Raw genomic sequence first — 17326 nt, forward strand, 5'->3', positions numbered from 1 at the left:
GCCGGTCCTGGTGGGTGTGCTGGTTGCCGTTCCACCACGTGTGGCGGGCGGTGGCCGCGGGGTCGAGAGGGACACGTGTGGTTGACGCTACGCCTACGGAAAGTGCGGAATCAGGGCTTCCGATTCTTCCCTCCCGGCACACACGGCGGGCGTGTCACTTGCCTCACGAACGTACGTCATGGCACAGAGGTGTCCTGTTTCCCCCGTACGGATCACAGGTCGCCCGGCGGTACGTCCGATGGCGGAAGCCGGCCGCCGTCCTCTGCGGACCCGCCGCCGTCCCACCGCGCGCGCTTCATGTCGAGGCGCGGCAGGTGCCGCTCGGCGGCCCGGCCCGCCTCCCTCAGGGGAGTGCCCTCCGCCCGGTAGTGGTCGAGGGCTCTCAGCTCGTGGCCCGGCAGCAGCGCCCCGTCCGCGCGGACGACCCTCCACCACGGGACGGCTCCCCCGTAGAGCGCCATCACGCGCCCGACCTGTCGGGGACCGCCCTCCTCCAGCCATTCGGCCACGTCCCCGTATGTCAGGACACGGCCCGGCGGGATCCGCTCGGCCGCGTCGAGAACCCGCTCGGCGTACTCGGGCAGGGCGCCCGCGCACTTTGGGCCGGTATCGGACGGAAGGCTCTGCTGGCTCATCCTGCCCATCCTGCACCACCCCGCCGACAACGCGACCGGCGACCTCACGCGCACCGGGGCGTACATACGCCTCGCCCGGGAACCGTGTGTCGGGCAGACTGTGCGACCCCGCACGTCGACCCTGCCGCCCGCGCGCGGCGGTGCAGCATGCCACCATCGTGCGGGCGGTGAACCGGTGATACGAGATCAAGACGAGGCCATGACGGAACAGGGTGCGCACCCAGGGGACGCGGCGGGCACCCCTGACGCCTCGGCGCGCCCGGACCCCGGTCGCACCGACGGCCCCGGTTCCCGGGGCACCGATCCGCAGCACGCCGGCACCGAGGACGCAGGCACCAGGACGGCCGGGACCGGGAGGCAGGCCGCTCCGGACGCACACGGCACCGACGGCGAAAACGGCACCGGTCCGGCGCACGTCGACGAGGTGGAGGGCGACGAACCCCTGCTCCCCGCGCGCGTGCACCGTCCGTCCGATCTCATGCGGCTCCTGGTGGGCGTGTTCGCCATCGGAGTGCTGCTGGCGATCGCCACGTTCGCCCACGGCACCACCTCGGGACTGGAACAGGACATCACCAAGGGCACCGGTCAGGCGCCCGACCTGCTCATCAAGATCGCCGGTCTGGCCTCCAGCATCGCGATCCTCCTCGTGCCGGTCGCCTTCGCCATCGAACGGCTGATCAAACGCGACGGACTGCGGATCGCGGACGGTGTGCTCGCCGCCGTCCTCGCGCACGGAGTGACACTCGCCACCGACCTGTGGGTCGCGCAGGCGGCCCCCGGCTCGATCCAGGAGGCGCTGACCCAGCCCTCCCCCGGCAACGTCCACGCCCTCACCGATCCGGTGCACGGCTATCTGGCACCCGTCATCGCCTACATGACGGCCGTCGGCATGTCCCGCAGGCCCAGGTGGCGCGCGGTGCTGTGGGCCGTGCTGCTCCTCGACGCCTTCTCCATGCTGGTCACCGGGTACACGACCCCGTTCTCGGTCATCCTGACGGTGCTGCTCGGCTGGACCGTCGCGTACGGCACGCTCTATGCGGTCGGTTCGCCCAATGTGCGTCCCACCGGACAGACCCTGATGGCGGGCCTGCGGACGGTCGGCTTCCATCCGGTGAGCGCGTCCCGCCAGGAGGCGCCGGACGCCGTCGAGACCGGGGACCGGGGCCGCCGGTACTTCGTCACCCTGGAGGACGGTCCGCCGCTGGACGTGACGGTGGTCGACCGCGAGCAGCAGGCACAGGGCTTCTTCTACCGCGCGTGGCGCAATCTGACCCTGCGCGGCTTCGCCACCCGCAGCAGTCTCCAGTCCCTGCGCCAGGCACTCGAGCAGGAGGCGCTGCTGGCGTACGCGGCCATCGCGGCCGGTGCCAACGCGCCGAAGCTGATCGCGATGTCCGAGCTGGGCCCCGACGCGGTGATGCTCGTCTACGAGCACAGCGGCGGGCGCACCCTCGACTCGCTGCCGGACGAGGAGATCACCGACGAACTCCTGCGCGGCACCTGGCATCAGGTGCAGTCTCTGCAGTCCCGCCGGATCGCGCACCGCAGGCTGGTCGGCGACGCGATCCTGGTGGATCGTTCCGGCGCGGTGATCCTCACCGATCTGCGGAGCGGGGAGATCGCGGCCGGCGAGGTGCTGCTGCGCATGGACGTCTCCCAGCTGCTGGTGACACTGGGGCTCCGGGTGGGCGCCGAACGCGCGGTGGCCTCCGCGCTGAGCGTGCTCGGACCCGACGCCGTGGCGGACTGCCTGCCGATGCTCCAGCCGATCGCACTGAGCCGCTCCACACGCGCGACGCTGCGCAGGCTCGCCCGGGAACGGGCGGAGCGCGAACGTGAGGCGGTCCTGGAGGCTTCCCGGCAGGCCAAGCTGCTGCGCACGGAGCAGGCCGCGGACCACTTCGGGGGGGCCTCGGCCGACGGTCGGCCCGAGGCCGGGAAGCCCGACAAGAAGGCCGTACGCGCGGAACAGCGGGCCGAGAAGCGGGCGATCGACGAGGCGCTGGAGGAGGCGCGCGAGGAGGACCTGCTCATGCAGATCCGGTACGAGGTGCTGCGGATCAGGCCGCAGGCGCCGGTCGAGCCGGTCCGCCTCGAGCGGGTGCGTCCGCGCACGCTGATCAGTTTCATCGCGGGCGCCATCGGCGGGTACTTCCTGCTGACGCAGCTCACCCATATCGAGTTCGGGCCGCTGATCTCCAACGCGGAATGGGGCTGGGTGGCGGCGGCCGCGCTGTTCTCGGCGGCCAGCTACTTCGCCGCCGCCCTGGCGCTGCTGGGGTTCGTGCCGGAGCGGGTGCCGTACGTCAGGACGGTGGCGGCGCAGGTCGCCGGTTCCTTCGTGAAGATCGTCGCTCCGGCGGCGGTGGGCGGTGTCGCCCTGAACACCCGCTTCCTCCAACGTGCCGGGGTGCGGCCGGGGCTCGCGGTGGCGAGTGTCGGCGCGTCCCAGCTGTTCGGGCTGGGCTGCCACATCCTGATGCTGCTGGCGTTCGGCTATCTGACCGGTACCGAGAAGACGCCCTCGCTGTCGCCGTCCCGTACGGTCATCGCGGGTCTGCTGACGGTGGCGGTGCTGGTGCTGGTGGTGACCTCGGTGCCGTTCCTGAGGAAGTTCCTCTTCACGCGCGTGCGGTCGCTCTTCGCGGGTGTCGTGCCACGGATGCTCGATGTACTGCAACGCCCGCAGAAACTGGTCACCGGCATCGGTGGCATGCTGCTGCTGACCGCCTGTTTCGTGCTGTGCCTGTACGCCTCCGTCCAGGCGTTCGGCGACGGGACGACGTCGGTCAGCCTCGCCGGCGTGGCCGTGGTCTTCCTCGCGGGCAACGCGCTGGGGTCGGCGGCGCCCACCCCGGGTGGTGTGGGCGCGGTCGAGGCGACCCTGACGGTCGGTCTGATCGCGGTCGGCCTGCCCAGCGAGGTCGCCGCGCCGGCGGTCCTGTTGTTCCGGCTGCTGACCCTGTGGCTGCCGGTTCTTCCGGGGTGGCTGGCCTTCAACCACCTCACCCGCAAGCAGGCCCTGTAGCGGGTAGCGGGCTGCGACGGGTACACACCGAACAACTCCACAAAACAGCAGGTCAGTAGGTTGTCCACAGGCTTTCGTGACGAATGCGGGATCTGCCTACCATGGCCTGACCGCCATCCGCCGCACGGTGCGGACGGCCCGCGAGGGGAATGTGGCACATGACGCGTTGCGTACGGTGGACGGCTCTGGCGGCCTGTGCCGCGCTGCTGACGGCAGGATGCAGCGGCGGCTCCTCCGACGACGGTCCGGACGGTTCCGGCGACCAGGACAGGAGCGGCGGGACGTCGATCGACTGGGGGCGCTGCGAGGCCTCCGGGGACACGCCCGCACCCGGTGAGGAATGGCAGTGCGGCACTCTCGAGGTGCCGCTCGACTGGTCGGACCCGGACGGCAGGACGATCGGGCTGGCGCTGATCCGGGCGAAGGCCACGGGGGACGACCGCCTCGGATCCCTGCTGTTCAACTTCGGCGGCCCCGGCGGCTCCGGCGTGTCCGGGATGCCTTCCTACGCCGCTACCGCCTCGCAGCTGCGCGGGCGGTACGACCTGGTGAGCTGGGACCCGCGCGGGGTGGCCGCCAGTGAGGGCATCCGCTGCCGGGACGACGAGGAGATCCAGGCGGCCGAGTCGGTGGACTTCACCCCGGACACCCCGGCCGAAAGGCAGGCGTACCTCGCGGACGCCGCCGACTTCGGGAAGGGCTGCCAGGAGTCGGCCGGCGAGCTGCTGGCCCATGTGTCGACCACCGACACCGCTCGTGACATGGACCGCATCCGGCAGGCTCTGGGTGACGACAGGCTCAACTACTTCGGGATCTCCTACGGCACCGAACTCGGCGGCGTCTACGCCCACCTGTTCCCGAAGAAGGTGGGACGGCTGGCTCTCGACGCGGTGGTCGACCCGACCGCCGACACGGTGGGGCACGCCCAGAACCAGGCCCGTGGATTCCAGCGCGCGCTGGACAACTATCTGAAGTCCACGGGCCGGGACCCCGAGCAGGGGTCGCGTGAGACAGCGGAGCTGCTGGACCGGATCGACGCCGCGCCGCTGCCGACGTCCTCGCAGGGGCGTGAGCTGACCCAGTCGCTGGCGCTGACCGGCATCGTCCTCCCGTTGTACAGCCGGACCAGCTGGCCGGTGCTGACCAGTGCCCTGGAGGCGGCCGAGGAGGGCGACGGCTCGGAGCTGCTGGCGCTGGCCGACGGCTACAACGAACGGGATGCCTCGGGGAAGTACGGCACGACGACCCACTCACAGCGGGCCATATCGTGCCTGGACGACAAGCAGCGGATGACGGCGGCCGAGACGGAGGAACTGCTGCCGGAGTTCGAGCGGATATCGGCGGTGTTCGGCCCGTTCCTCGGCTGGGACACGGCCGGCTGGTGCCACGACTGGCCGGTCTCCGGTCAGCACGACAACCCGGAGGTGAGCGCGCCGGGTGCCGCGCCGGTGCTGGTGATCGGCAACACCGGCGATCCAGCCACCCCGTACGAGGGCGCGCGGCGGATGGCGGACGAGCTGGGCGAGGGCGTGGGAACCGTGCTCACCTGGAAGGGCGAGGGCCACGGCGCGTACGGCAGTGGGAGCGACTGTGTCGACTCCACTGTGAACGCGTATCTGCTGGACGGCACGGTGCCGAAGGACGGCCGGGTCTGCTCATGAGAACGGCGGGGGCTTCGCGCAACCGTGGTGCGCGAAGCCCCCGCCGAAAACGCCCGGGACCGGGGTCCTGCACGGGGTCGGCGGGGGCGACCCCGCGTCAGGCGCACCCCGGGGATCGGTCAGTAGATCGGCTTGGCCGGCTCGATCTGGTTGACCCAGCCGACGACGCCGCCGCCGACATGGACGGCGTCGGCAAAGCCCGCGGACTTCAGGACCGCGAGGACTTCCGCACTGCGGACGCCCGTCTTGCAGTTCAGGACGATCTTCTTGTCCTGCGGGAGGCTCTCCAGGGCGCCGCCCATGAGGAACTCGTTCTTCGGGATCAGCCGGGCGCCGGGGATGGAGACGATCTCGAACTCGTTCGGCTCGCGGACGTCGATGATCTCGATGTTCTCGCCGTCGTCGATCCATTCCTTGAGCTGCTTGGGAGTGATCGTGGAGCCGGCGGCTGCCGCCTGGGCCTCGTCGGAGACGACGCCGCAGAAGGCCTCGTAGTCGATGAGTTCGGTGACGGTCGGGTTCTCGCCGCAGACCGCGCAGTCGGGGTCCTTGCGGACCTTGACCTGGCGGTACTGCATCTCCAGGGCGTCGTAGATCATCAGGCGGCCGACCAGCGGCTCACCGATACCGGCGAGGAGCTTGATGGCCTCGTTGGCCTGGATGGAGCCGATGGACGCGCACAGCACACCCAGGACGCCGCCCTCTGCGCAGGAGGGAACCATGCCGGGGGGCGGGGGCTCCGGGTAGAGGCAGCGGTAGCAGGGGCCGTGCTCGGACCAGAACACGGAGGCCTGGCCGTCGAAGCGGTAGATCGAGCCCCAGACGTAGGGCTTGTTCAACAGCACGCACGCGTCGTTGACCAGGTAGCGGGTCGCGAAGTTGTCCGTGCCGTCGACGATGAGGTCGTAGTCGCCGAAGAGGCCCATCACGTTGTCGGCCTCGAGGCGCTCCTCGTGGAGGACCACGTTCACGTAGGGGTTGATGCCCTTGATCGTGTCGCGCGCGGACTCGGCCTTGGGCCGGCCGATGTCGGCCTGGCTGTGGATGATCTGTCGCTGCAGGTTCGACTCGTCGACCTCGTCGAACTCCACGATGCCGAGCGTGCCCACGCCCGCCGCGGCCAGATACATCAGCCCCGGCGAACCCAGGCCACCGGCGCCGACGAACAGCACCTTGGCGTTCTTCAGCCGCTTCTGCCCGGCCATCCCCACGTCGGGGATGATCAGGTGGCGGGAGTACCTGCGGACCTCGTCTACGGTGAGCTCGGCGGCCGGCTCGACCAGGGGTGGCAACGACACGGGGACTCCGTTGGTCGGTCAATCACTACGGTTGTTCTTCCCCTCAACAGTGTCATGGCCTTTTTCATTCCGAGACACCCATCCCGACCTGCGAGACAACATCGTCCCAGTAGTCGGGCAGCGACTCCCAGGGGCCGACGTTGCTGTCGTGGTCGGTGCGGTCGGTGAACCATACGGTCGCGGCACCCTGCCAGCGGGCGATGCGCAGCGCCTCCTCCAGACGCGACCGGGGCACTCCGTGGACGAAGTGGCAGAAACGCTCGGGCGGATGACCGGCGGTCCACTCGGCCACCTGTGACCAGCGGTAGTCGCGCCACGGGCCGGAAAAGGTGACCAGTTGGTCGGCGATGTCCGCGTGGCCCGGGTGCGGGTGGGTCCCGTGACCGAGGACGATGTGGGCATCGTCACGGATCGCCCGGAGCGTACGGACCACGCGCCGGACCTCGGGGAGCACGGCGCGGCCCGCGGGGCAGCGGTCCAGGAGGAACCCGTCGGCCTGATACCAGTCGAGGAAACGGTGGGCCTCCGGGATCAGTTCGCCGAGGCCCCGAAGACCATGTGCCGAGTCGAGACGGCCCAGAATGCGGACACCCGCGTTGCGCAGGCGACCGGCCGCTTCCAGGCAGCTCGGGTCGGGGTGTGCTCCGGGTCCGTCGGCCACGTTCAGGACGACCCAGTCCAGCGGGCCCGCGCCTCCCGGGCGGGTGAGCGCGTTCCACTCGGCCGGGGCGAGGAGAGGATGCGCCAGACCGGGCACCCCGAAGCCGGTACGGGCACCGGTGCCCGTGCTTGTGCCCCTGCAGGCCCCGGGCCTGCTGCCGTCCGCGGCGGGACGGCCGGGGCGCACCGGACCGCCCGGGTGGTTCCGGTTGATCAGATGCGGCATGCCGCCTCCATCCAGATGTCGGCGAGGGACTCCTCGAGATTGATCCGGGGCCGCCAGCCGAGCCGGTCGCGCGCGGTGCGCACGTCCGCCTGCTGCCAGTTGCCGCAGCCGTCCGGGTAGGGGAACGCGACCGCGGCCGTGTGCTGGTCGGACTCGCCGCGGGGGTGCCCGATGGCCGACCTCGGATGCGGGGGTTGCCCCGTGTGCCCGCCGTGCCCGCCGTGCGCGGAGTGGGAGAGGTGGGTGCCGAGCGGGCCGTCGAGCTCGTTCAGGGCGCCGCTGTACCCGGCCACCCGGGCGAGCACCCCGGCGACGTCCCGCAGGCGGACGGCGCGGCCCGAACCGATGTTGATGACGCCCTGCGCGGCGGAGAGCGAGGCCGCGTGGACGGCTCGGGCCACGTCCCGGACATCGACGAAGTCGCGCTGGACGCCGAGGCCGCCGAGCTTCAGTTCCCCGTCACCGGACTGCATGGCACGGCGCATGGCCTCGGCGAGGCGGCCGAGCGGCGAACCGGCGGGGGTGCCGGGGCCCGCGGGCGAGAAGACCCGCAGGACCACGGCGTCCAGGCCGGAGCCGAGGACGAGTTCGGTCGCGGCGAGCTTGCTCACTCCGTACGGGCCGCCGGGGCGGGGGACGGCGTCCTCCGCCGTGGAGGAGTTGGGCTGGCTGGGGCCGTACTCGGCGCCGCAGCCGATCTGCACGAGCCGGGCGCCGCAGCCGCTGCGGCGCAGGGCCTCGCAGACGGTGGCCACGGCGACGGTGTTGTGCCGGGTGAGGTCGCGGGCTCCGCCGCGGGTGGTGCCGGCGCAGTTGACCACGACGCCGGGGTGTACGGCGTCGAGGAAGCGGGTGAGCGCGCCGGGGCTGCCGGTGGCGAGGTCGAAGCGGACGTCCGCGTCGTCGCCGCGACCGAGAGCGGTGAGCTGGACGGCCGGGTCGGCGAGCAGGCGGTCGGCGACGAAGCGGCCGAGGTAGCCGTTGGCTCCGATCAGCAGGACTCTCATCGGGCGGCTCCTGTAGCGGCCGAGGCTGCTGGGCGGGTGATCATGCGGGATCTCCTTGGGATGGGGCCTCCGGCTGGGCGTGGGCCGAGGCTCGGGTGAGGGTGCGTGCTGCGTGGATCAGGAGGGTCAGGGCGGCCACGCCGCAGATGAGGGTGGGGACGCCGCTGGGGTCCCAGGCGGTGACCAGGGTTTCCACGGGGGCGGCCAGCGCCCCGCAACCGGGCAGGCGGGCCGTGAGGACCACGGCCAGGACCGCCGCCTGGGCGAGGACCGCGGCGACGAGGATCACCTTCGGCGCATGGGTGAAGCCGTGGAGGGTGAGGAGGCGGGCCAGGAAGAGGAGGGCCCCCAGGGCGAGCACCTCGTGGAAGGTGAAGGGCTCGTCCAGGGCCGTGGCGCAGAAGGCGAAGAGAGCGGCAAGAGCGCACAGGAACAGGACGAAGACGCCGAGCAGCAGGGGGCGCACGGAGTCGGCGAAGTCCTCGAGGCCACGGCTGGCCGCGACCTTGCGTCGGGCCCGTACGGCGAACAGCCGGGCGCTCCAGACCCCGGGGGCGAAGGCCAGGGTGAGGGCCAGGGCCGGGGCTACGGCGAGCGCCCAGCCACCGTCGGAGGTGACGCCGGTGGCGCCGGTGGGCAGGCCGTCGGGGCCGCCGGTGATCGCGGTGTGGAGCAGGCCGTCACCCAGGAGGGCGTAACCGACGAGCCAGCAGGTCCAGGCCGCCGGGCCCGTGGTGGGTGGGTTGGACGCGGCGGGCGTGGTGCCGAGCGGCCTGCCGCGTCGCAGGGCCGCGCGCATGGCCAGGGCGATGGCGAGGACGCCCGCAGAGACGGCGTAGACGCGGGTCTGGCCATGAGTGAGGCGCAGAGCGGCCACCGATGCGAGGCCGAGGGCGCCGGGGAGCAGGGTGAGGACGACCCAGCCGGCGCGGAGTCCGGGAGCGGCCCTGTCTGCGGAGGGGCGGGCGGCGGCACCGAGGCGCACGCGCCGCTCGGGGTCGCGCAGCAGCGACACGCACGCCTCCGCGAGCGCTCGCGGAGGGCGCGGGGGTACGACGAGTCCGGTGCCGCCGATGACCTCGACCACGGCGCCGACGTCCGCGGACACCGTCGCGCGGCCGGCGAACATCGCCTCGACGAGTCCGGCGGGGAAGCCTTCGACGACGCTGGACAGGACGGTCACGGCGCCCGCTGCGTACGCGTCGGCGGGGCCGGTGAGCTCCGGGCCGCCGATCTTCTCGAAGGACACCGGACCGGCGCCGTCGGCGTGTGGGTCCTCGGCCCCGTCCGGGAAGAGCCGCGTGGCCAGGTCCCGGCCGGCCCCGAGGGAGGGGGCGCCCTCGGGGCCGGCCGGGCCGCCGATGATCCGCAGGCGGGCCGAGGGCTCGGCCGTACGGACCACGGCGAACGCGTGCAGCAGCGAGACGAGGTCCTTGGCGGGCTCCACCCGGCCGGTCCCGACGAGGGTGTGCGGGGCGGCGCGCTCCGGTGACCCGCCCGTCTCCGCGAAGGGCGCCGCGTCCATCCCGGGATGGACCGTACGGACCTTGGCCCGGTCGGCGCCGCAGCGCTCCTGCCGGCGGCGGGCGTGCGAGTTGCCCGGGGTGATGAACGCGGCCCGCCGGTAGGTTTCGGTGGCGAGCCGGCCGTGGAAGGCCGCGAGCAGGGACCGGACGGCGGGCGAGGAGTCCGGCCGGATCAGGTAGTGCGTGCGCAGCCGAACGCCGTACTCGGTCACCAGCAGGGGGATGCCGAAGAAGTGGGCGGCGAGCAGACCCGGCGGGGCGGCCGTGCCGCCGGAGGCTGCGTGGCACAGGTCGACCGCGCCGCACCCGTCCTCCCCGTACCAGTCGGGGGAGAGGGGGCGCAGGGCCTGGTGCAGGTGCGCGGCCACGGCCAGCAGGTCCGGCGCCCGGGCCTCCCGCGCGGCGGGCAGCACGCGGGGCGCACGACAGGCGCGTTCCAGGGCTCGTACGGCGGTCTCGGAGCGGAGGGCGGCGATGAGACCGCCCTCGTCGCGGGCGAGTTCGTCGCGGGCGAGTTCGTCGCGGGCGAGTTCGTCGCGGGCGAGTTCGTCGCGGGCGAGTTCGGTGAGGCCGAACAGAGCTCCGGCGAAACGGTCCGCCTCGGCCGGGGCACGGGTCGTCCCTGCCGTTCCGGTGTCCCCGGGGCCCGCGTCGGATGTCATCGCCGGGACCGCCGTGGCGGAGTCGGACGCGCAGAGAATGGCGACGGGTTCGCCGTAGTGCTCGGCGAAGCGCCGGCGCGCGCGCCTGCCGTACACCACCTCTTCGTCCCCGGCCGTCCACAGCGGCGCGGTACGCACCCGGCCGACCTGCGGCGGCAGCGGCACCCAGCCCTCGTCCCCCTGGGCCTCACTGCGACTGAACGCGTAGACGTCGAACTCGTGGTGTCCGAGTCCGCGCACGAGACGGTCGCACCAGAGTCCGGCGTCACCGCTCACATACGGAGAGTCACCTTCCGTAGGTAGTCCGATGCGCACGAGTGCACCCCCGATCTCCCGTATGGGGAGCCGCCGTTGCCCCGGCGGCTCGTAGCGGGACGAACGTATGCGGACAAGGTGGTGGCGTGATGGACGGTTGTCCGTCACGCCATCAAAAGGGGTGAACGGTCGTAACTTTCCCGCGTGGAGCGCGTTGGGTCGCGCTGGGAGATCGGATGCCGTCAGCTGTTCGGATACGCCCAGGCATTGGGCCGACAGCTGATTCCGTCGTGTTCGAGGAACTTGGTCTGCTGCTGCATGACCGGGGCCAGATCGCCGTCCTTGTCACAGGTGACGTGGTTGTACCCGAGGCGGTGGCCGACCTCGTGGTTGATCAGCATCTGGCGGTAGGCGAGCAGCTCGTCGCCGTACGTCGCGGCCCCCCGAGCCCAGCGGAACGCGTTGATCATCACGCGTTCGGTGGCCGCCGAGTCACAGGACACGTTGTCGACCGTGGTGTCCAGGCCGGACTTGGCGCACCATTCGGCGGTCGTCGCGGGGCTGGCGAGGGTGATGACGAAGTCGGGGCGGCCGGAGTGGATGCGTTCGAAGGTGCGGGCGCCGTTGTGCGCCCAGCTGCGGTTGTCGTTGAGCGTCCTGTGCACCGCCTCGGCGAAGAGTGCCCCGTCCAGGCCGAGTCCCTGCTCCACGTCCACGCGGTAGGTGATCTTCTGCCCCTTGCCGGACCCGTCGGCGATGCCGGTGATCGCGTCGAACCTCCCCGAGCCCTCGGCCGTGGCGCTGAGCGGGAACTTCCTGTCCATCTTCTGCGCGTACGTCAGCGGCTCGGTGCGGGAGGTCCCCCGATCGTCGTCCGCGCCCCCGTTCACGCCGGGGTCCCGGACGTCGCGCGCCGCCTGTTCGGGGGCGGACTGCGACTGAAGGCCGTCGGAACCGTCGCGTTCGTCGGCGACCTGGCCGGCCACGACGATCGCCAGCACGGTGGTGACGGCGGCGGCCGCGGTTCCGGCGAACGCACGCCCCTTGGCGCCCTTGCCCTGCTCCGGCGCGCCGGTGGGCGGCGCGTCGTCGTCGGGGCCGACCGGGTCCCCCGCGGCCGGGGCGGAGCTCCGGTCCGTGACGGCGGCGCAAGGGTCTGCGGGGTGTGCGCGGTCCGCGCCGGAGGCCGGGCGGGCCGTGGCGGTCCGACGTGACGCGAAGACGTCGTCGCCCTCGCCGAAGGCGTCGAGGTAGTCCTGCCGCGGCCCCTGTCGCCCGCCCGGTTGCTCGGGCGGCGCCTGGCGCTGTCCCGGCAGGGGGAGGGCCCTGTCGGCCGACCCGGCACTCGCGCCACGTCCCCCCACCTCTCCCCAGCCACCGCCGGGTTCCCGCTGCTCGGGGTGGCCGCCGCCACGGCCAGCTCCCGGAACGCCGTGCGCGGGAGCGCCGTCGGGCAGGCGGGGGAAGCCATGGGCGGGCGTGCCGTCGGGGAAGCGGTGCGCTCCGTGGGCCGGGGTTCCGGGCCCCGCGGGTATGCCGTCGCCCCGCGCCGCCTGCCCGGGTGAGCCGTACGGGCCGGGCGGGGCGGGGTGGGTGGGTGGGCCGTACGCACCGGTTCCGCCGGAGGCCGCCCCCTGCCCCGGGGGCGTCGTACCCCGCGCCGGGCGGGCGTCGTCCTTGGGCGCGGGTCCACGGCGGCTGTGGCGTCCCACGTCGTGCCTCAGCCCCTCGCGTTGTCGGCGGTTGACCCGCCGGCGGCGGTCCCGTCCGCGGCGATACCGGCGGTCGAGCCCGGGGCGCCCTTCGCGCCCGGCTCCAAAGTATCCCCCTCCTCCGCCGAATCCGTTGCATCCGCGAGGAGTTCACGGAACGCAGCGGCCACCGCCTCGGGGTATTCCATCATCGCCACATGCCCCGCATCAGGCAGGGTGACCAGCCTGGAGTCCCGGAACGCGCGGGCCGCGCGCCCGGCCATCCGGAAGCCGACGAGCTGGTCCCGTCCGCCGTACAGCAGCAGGGTCGGCGCGAGCACCCGCTCGGCCTGGCGCCACAGCCCGTGCTGACCGCCGAGAGTATACGCGTTGACGAGGCCCCGCGCGGAGCGGGTCATGGCATCCCAGAAGTACGGCAGCCGCAGCCGCCGCTCCATCTCCTGCACGGCGTGGCGGAACGCCTCCGGTGCCACCTGCCCGGGATCCCCGTAGCAGAGCGCCACGACGCCGCGGACGCGCTGCTCCGCCGACCATCCCCGGGTGATCCGGGTGAACAGCGGGGCCACCCCGGGCACCGCCAGCAGTCCCGTCGGCACGGCGGTGCGCTGTACGCGCAGTTCGGGAAGGGCCGGTGACACGAGCGTGAGCGTCCGGACGAGATCGGGGCGTACGGCGGCGACACGGGTGGCGACCGCGCCGCCGAGCGAATTGCCCAGGAGGTGTACGGGGCCGCGCCCGGCCACGTCGAGATAGCGGATCACCGCGCGGGCGTGCGCCGGGATCGAGTAGTTGCCGTCGTCCGGCGGCGGCGAGCTGCCGAAGCCGGGAAGGTCGACGGCCTCGCTGTGAACAGCGTCCTCCAGGAGGGGCATCAGCGTCGACCAGTTCTGCGACGACCCCCCGAGCCCGTGGATGTGGAGTGCGGGCGGGAGACCTTCGCGCGTGGGCGGTCTCGACCGCACGGACAGGGTGAGGCCCGGAAGTTCGACCGACCTGAGACGCTCACCCTCGGCGACCCTCACGGCAGCCGCTTCGGAAAGAACGGTCGTGGGCGGCACGGACGGCAGGTCGGTCGAAGGCATGCGGCAATATTACGAGACGATCACGCCGGGGCTCATGTGTCGGCGGTCACAGGTCCGCCGCCCCGCCGCGTGCACACGGCGTCACGTTCCGGTCGCGGATCGTACGGCGTCCGGATCGGGTGTCTCCCCGGCTCGAACCGGGGGCACCCGTATGTGGCCCCCGCACGGTGCGGGGCCGTTCGCAGGAAGGGAGCCCAGCCATGGCACCGGATCCCACCGATCCCGAGACGTTCGAGGAAGCCGACGACGCCCGCGAAGACCTGGGGTACGGCGTCGAGGCGCCGGAGGCCGACGCGGCCGAGCAGCGCGCGGCCCTCGCCCCGGACCGTGACGAGCCGCTGACCGACGCCGACATCGACCGCGCCAACGAGGCGGACCTCGCCGAGCAGGCCAGGGTCGTCTCCCTCGACGAGGACGACTACCGGTGACGGCGCCGAGGGAGCCGTGGAGGCCGCCGAAGGGCGACTCCACGGGAGGGTTCCACGCGGAAGCGAGGCATCGCCTTGCCCTCTCTGACAGCTTCTGAAACCGTCCGTACGGCTTTCGGTGTCGTCCGGTCCGTGAAATTCTGCGCTCTCACCGCGCACAGCACGGTTACCGAAAAGTACGATGACGGCGCGGCTCACACCGCATGTGGACGACAATGGGAGGCGGCGTGACAGCCATCGAGCAGACAGAGACCGTGCGCCCGAGGGGTACACGCCTGCCGCGCCGTGCCCGACGGAACCAGCTGCTGGGCGCCGCCCAGGAAGTGTTCGTCGCGCAGGGTTACCACGCGGCGGCGATGGACGACATCGCCGAGCGGGCGGGCGTCAGCAAGCCGGTGCTCTACCAGCACTTCCCGGGCAAGCTCGACCTGTATCTGGCGCTGCTGGACCAGCACTGCGAGTCGCTGATCCAGTCGGTGCGTCACGCGCTCGCGTCGACGCACGACAACAAGCAGCGCGTACGGGCGACCATGGACGCCTACTTCGCGTACGTCGAGGACGACGGTGGCGCCTTCCGGCTGGTCTTCGAGTCGGACCTGACGAACGAGCCCGCGGTACGTGAGCGGGTCGACCGGGTCACCAACGACTGCGCCGAGGCGATCTGCGACGTCATCGCCGAGGACACCGGGCTGTCGCGCCAGGAGTCGATGCTGCTCGCCTCGGGGCTTGGCGGTCTGGCCCAGGTGGTCGCGCGGTCCTGGCTGCACAGCGACCGCAGCGTGCCGCGCGACCAGGCGGTCCAGCTGCTGACCTCGCTGGCCTGGCGGGGCATCGCCGGATTCCCGCTGCACGGCAGCGAGCAGCAACTCTGACAGCACCGGGCCGCAGGGGCCGGCGGGCGGGGGGGGCCGTTTGTTCCCGTCCGCTGTTCGCTCCTGGCGTTGCGGGGGCTGAGCGTGCACATCGCCTCACCGGGCTAATGTGTGCTGGGTACGGCGCGGAAGGTCGCGCACTTCACTGACCGTCGGAGGGACATAGCCGTGGAGGTCAAGATCGGCGTGCAGCACGCGCCCCGCGAGATCGTTCTGGAGAGCGGTCAGAGCGCCGAGGAGGTCGAGCGTGTGGTGGCCGAGGCGCTGGCCGGGAAGTCTCAGCTGCTGAGTCTCGTGGACGAGCACGGCCGCAAGATCCTGGTCCCGGCCGACCGTCTCGCATACATCGAGATCGGCGAGCCGGCCCCGCGCAAGGTGGGCTTCGGCGCGCTGTAGGCGACGGCCGGCAGACACGCCGACAAGCACGGAAGGGCCCGGCGGCTCGGCACCTCGAGCCGCCGGGCCCTTCCATGCCCGCGTTCCGCACCCCGGATGTTCCGGCGCTCCGCTCTCCGCGTCTGCTCCGTTCGGCTTCTCCCCCCCCTGCCGTTCACCCCCGCGCACCCCGCCGCTCCCCTGCCGTCCACCGCCGTCTTCGCTCTTCACGGACGAGACAGGGCTCCCTGTGCAGGGAAGGATTGGAATCCGCAGGTCAGGGGTAGACGGGCTACGACCGATGTGAGCAGGCCGGCCCTGTGGGAGGGACCCCGAACATGCTCTTGGAAGCGCTCAGTTCAGCGATCCTCGGCCTGGCTCTGGCATGGGTGGCCACGCGCCGCCTGCCGCACCGCCTCCCCGCCCGCACCCTGGTCCTGTCGACCGGTGTGGCCGGAGCCCTGTTCGGCGCGTTCCTCACGCACAGCGCGCTGGACGCGGACCGCCTGCTGACGGTCCTGCTCGGGGCGGCGATCGTCTCCGTGGCGTCGCTGTCGCTGCTGCTGCGCCCTGCGGGCGGACTCGGCGGCCGGTCGGCGACCGCCTGACCGGCCGCCGAAACCGGCCCCGCCGGCACCTCCCGTCCTGGAGCCCCGCGGAGCCCCCAGGAGCCCGGCCGAGCCGGACGATTCTCAGGCCGCCAGGCCCAGGGCCGCCATCCGCTTGGTGTGGGCCTCGGTGATCCGGGAGAACATCCGGCCGACCTCGGCGAGGTCGAAGCCGTCCGAGACACCGCCGACGAGCATCGTCGACAGCGCGTCCCGGTCGGCCACGACCCGCTGCGACTGGGACAGCGCCTCACCCATCAGCCGCCGCGCCCACAGCGCGAGCCGCCCGCCCACGCGCGGGTCCGCGTCGATCGCCGCGCGCACCTTCTCCACGGCGAACCCGCCGTGCCCGGTGTCGTCGAGCACGCCCAGCACCAGCGCGCGGGTGTCGGAGTCCAGCCGGACCGCGACCTCCCGGTAGAAGTCGCTGGCGATCGAGTCGCCGACGTAGGCCTTGACCAGCCCCTCGAGCCAGTCGGAGGGCGCCGTCTGCTTGTGGAAGCCCTCGTAGGCGGCCACGAACGGCTCCATCGCGACGGTCGGCTCCTGGCCGATCCCGGCCAGCCGGTCGCGCAGCCGCTCGAAGTGGTGGAACTCGGCCGACGCCATCTTCGCCAGCTCCGCCTTGTCCTCCAGCGTGGGCGCCAGCTTGGCGTCGTCGGCGAGCCGCTCGAACGCCGCCAACTCCCCGTACGCGAGCGCGCCGAGCAGGTCCACGACGGCGGCGCGGTACTGCGGGTCGGCGGAGGCGGCCGCCCAGTCCATGGCGGCGACGCCGGTCGGCGCGGCGGGGGTGTCGGGGGTGGCCTCGACGTGGTCGGGCATGTCAGAGCTCGTCATAATCCGCACAATAGCCCGCTTGTCCCGGGCCGTAAGGCGCTGGTCAGCACGTGTGATGACGACTACGTGACCAAATCGGCCATGGCGTGTGCACGAATTCGAGGTATGGTGGTAATGCGTCTGTCGACTACTTTGAGGTAGTCGACAGGGCGCATGCATGAGGATGCCCGGTCGGAGGCCCGATCGGCTCCGCCCCGACCGCTCTCCCTGACCGTACGGCACCTTGCGTACGACGATCGGAGGGACCCTCAGCGGTACGAGCGCTAGAGCGTCGGCAGTGGTCCCGTGCCCTACGGCATCCCCGTAAGGCAGCCGACGTCCCCGGCACGGTCCATAGACGACCCCCCGCGCTCGCCTCGCACCGCGCACACAGAAGAGGCAGCACCCTGACTACGTTCCGAGAGCTCGGGATTCTCCCCGAGACCGCCGAAGCCCTTGAAGCCGTCGGCAT

13 protein-coding genes and 1 pseudogene are annotated in these 17326 nt (G+C 72.2%); 6 read left to right on the forward strand and 8 right to left on the reverse strand.

What is annotated here, in order from left to right; translation table 11 throughout:
- Positions 1-212: 212 nt before the first annotated feature.
- Positions 213-635, reverse strand: a complete 423-nt coding sequence (locus HUV60_RS10705; protein ID WP_257847653.1) for an MGMT family protein — start codon at positions 633-635, stop codon at positions 213-215.
- Between the two features lie 199 nt (positions 636-834).
- Between HUV60_RS10705 and HUV60_RS10710 the strand changes: the two genes are divergently transcribed.
- A complete protein-coding gene (locus HUV60_RS10710) occupies positions 835-3663 on the forward strand; it encodes a lysylphosphatidylglycerol synthase transmembrane domain-containing protein (protein ID WP_257847652.1) in 2829 nt (942 codons plus the stop codon).
- 158 nt (positions 3664-3821) lie between these two features.
- On the forward strand, positions 3822-5324 hold the full coding sequence (locus tag HUV60_RS10715) for an alpha/beta hydrolase (RefSeq protein ID WP_257847651.1): 1503 nt from the start codon (positions 3822-3824) through the stop codon (positions 5322-5324).
- 119 nt (positions 5325-5443) lie between these two features.
- Here the strand turns inward: HUV60_RS10715 and moeZ are convergent, their stop codons facing one another.
- The 6 genes and pseudogenes from moeZ to HUV60_RS10745 form a co-directional block, all read right to left on the reverse strand.
- Positions 5444-6622, reverse strand: coding sequence for an adenylyltransferase/sulfurtransferase MoeZ (gene moeZ / locus HUV60_RS10720; protein WP_257847650.1), 1179 nt, complete (start codon positions 6620-6622; stop codon positions 5444-5446).
- A gap of 64 nt (positions 6623-6686) precedes the next feature.
- Positions 6687-7508 (reverse strand): spherulation-specific family 4 protein, encoded by an 822-nt coding sequence (locus HUV60_RS10725; protein WP_257847649.1) that lies wholly within the window; start codon positions 7506-7508, stop codon positions 6687-6689.
- On the reverse strand, positions 7496-8515 hold the full coding sequence (locus HUV60_RS10730) for an NAD-dependent epimerase/dehydratase (protein ID WP_257847648.1): 1020 nt from the start codon (positions 8513-8515) through the stop codon (positions 7496-7498). Before HUV60_RS10730 ends, HUV60_RS10725 begins: the two co-directional genes overlap by 13 nt.
- Before the next feature lie 952 nt (positions 8516-9467).
- Positions 9468-11018, reverse strand: a pseudogene (locus HUV60_RS10735) (DUF3492 domain-containing protein); the annotation flags it as partial.
- Positions 11019-11200: 182 nt separating this feature from the next.
- Entirely contained in the window at positions 11201-12670 is a 1470-nt protein-coding gene (locus HUV60_RS10740) for a DUF3152 domain-containing protein (RefSeq protein WP_257847647.1), read from the reverse strand.
- An 8-nt stretch (positions 12671-12678) separates the two neighbouring features.
- Positions 12679-13752, reverse strand: coding sequence for an alpha/beta fold hydrolase (locus HUV60_RS10745; protein ID WP_257847646.1), 1074 nt, complete (start codon positions 13750-13752; stop codon positions 12679-12681).
- Positions 13753-13952: 200 nt separating this feature from the next.
- Between HUV60_RS10745 and HUV60_RS10750 the strand changes: the two genes are divergently transcribed.
- The 4 genes from HUV60_RS10750 (at position 13953) to HUV60_RS10765 (ending at position 16035) form a co-directional block, all read left to right on the forward strand.
- Entirely contained in the window at positions 13953-14180 is a 228-nt protein-coding gene (locus HUV60_RS10750; protein WP_257847645.1) for a hypothetical protein, read from the forward strand.
- Positions 14181-14407: 227 nt separating this feature from the next.
- Positions 14408-15052, forward strand: coding sequence for a TetR/AcrR family transcriptional regulator (locus HUV60_RS10755; RefSeq protein ID WP_065002280.1), 645 nt, complete (start codon positions 14408-14410; stop codon positions 15050-15052).
- A 168-nt stretch (positions 15053-15220) separates the two neighbouring features.
- The gene (locus tag HUV60_RS10760) at positions 15221-15448 is read left to right on the forward strand and encodes a DUF3107 domain-containing protein (RefSeq protein ID WP_030220063.1); all 228 of its coding nucleotides are present in this window, start codon (positions 15221-15223) and stop codon (positions 15446-15448) included.
- 317 nt (positions 15449-15765) lie between these two features.
- On the forward strand, positions 15766-16035 hold the full coding sequence (locus HUV60_RS10765; protein WP_257847644.1) for a hypothetical protein: 270 nt from the start codon (positions 15766-15768) through the stop codon (positions 16033-16035).
- 84 nt (positions 16036-16119) lie between these two features.
- On the opposite strand, the gene HUV60_RS10770 is transcribed toward HUV60_RS10765, so the two are convergent.
- Positions 16120-16875, reverse strand: a complete 756-nt coding sequence (locus HUV60_RS10770) for a ferritin-like domain-containing protein (protein WP_257847643.1) — start codon at positions 16873-16875, stop codon at positions 16120-16122.
- Positions 16876-17326: the final 451 nt, after the last annotated feature.

It is taken from the genome of Streptomyces sp. KMM 9044 (genome assembly GCF_024701375.2).
Classification (GTDB): Bacteria; Actinomycetota; Actinomycetes; order Streptomycetales; family Streptomycetaceae; genus Streptomyces.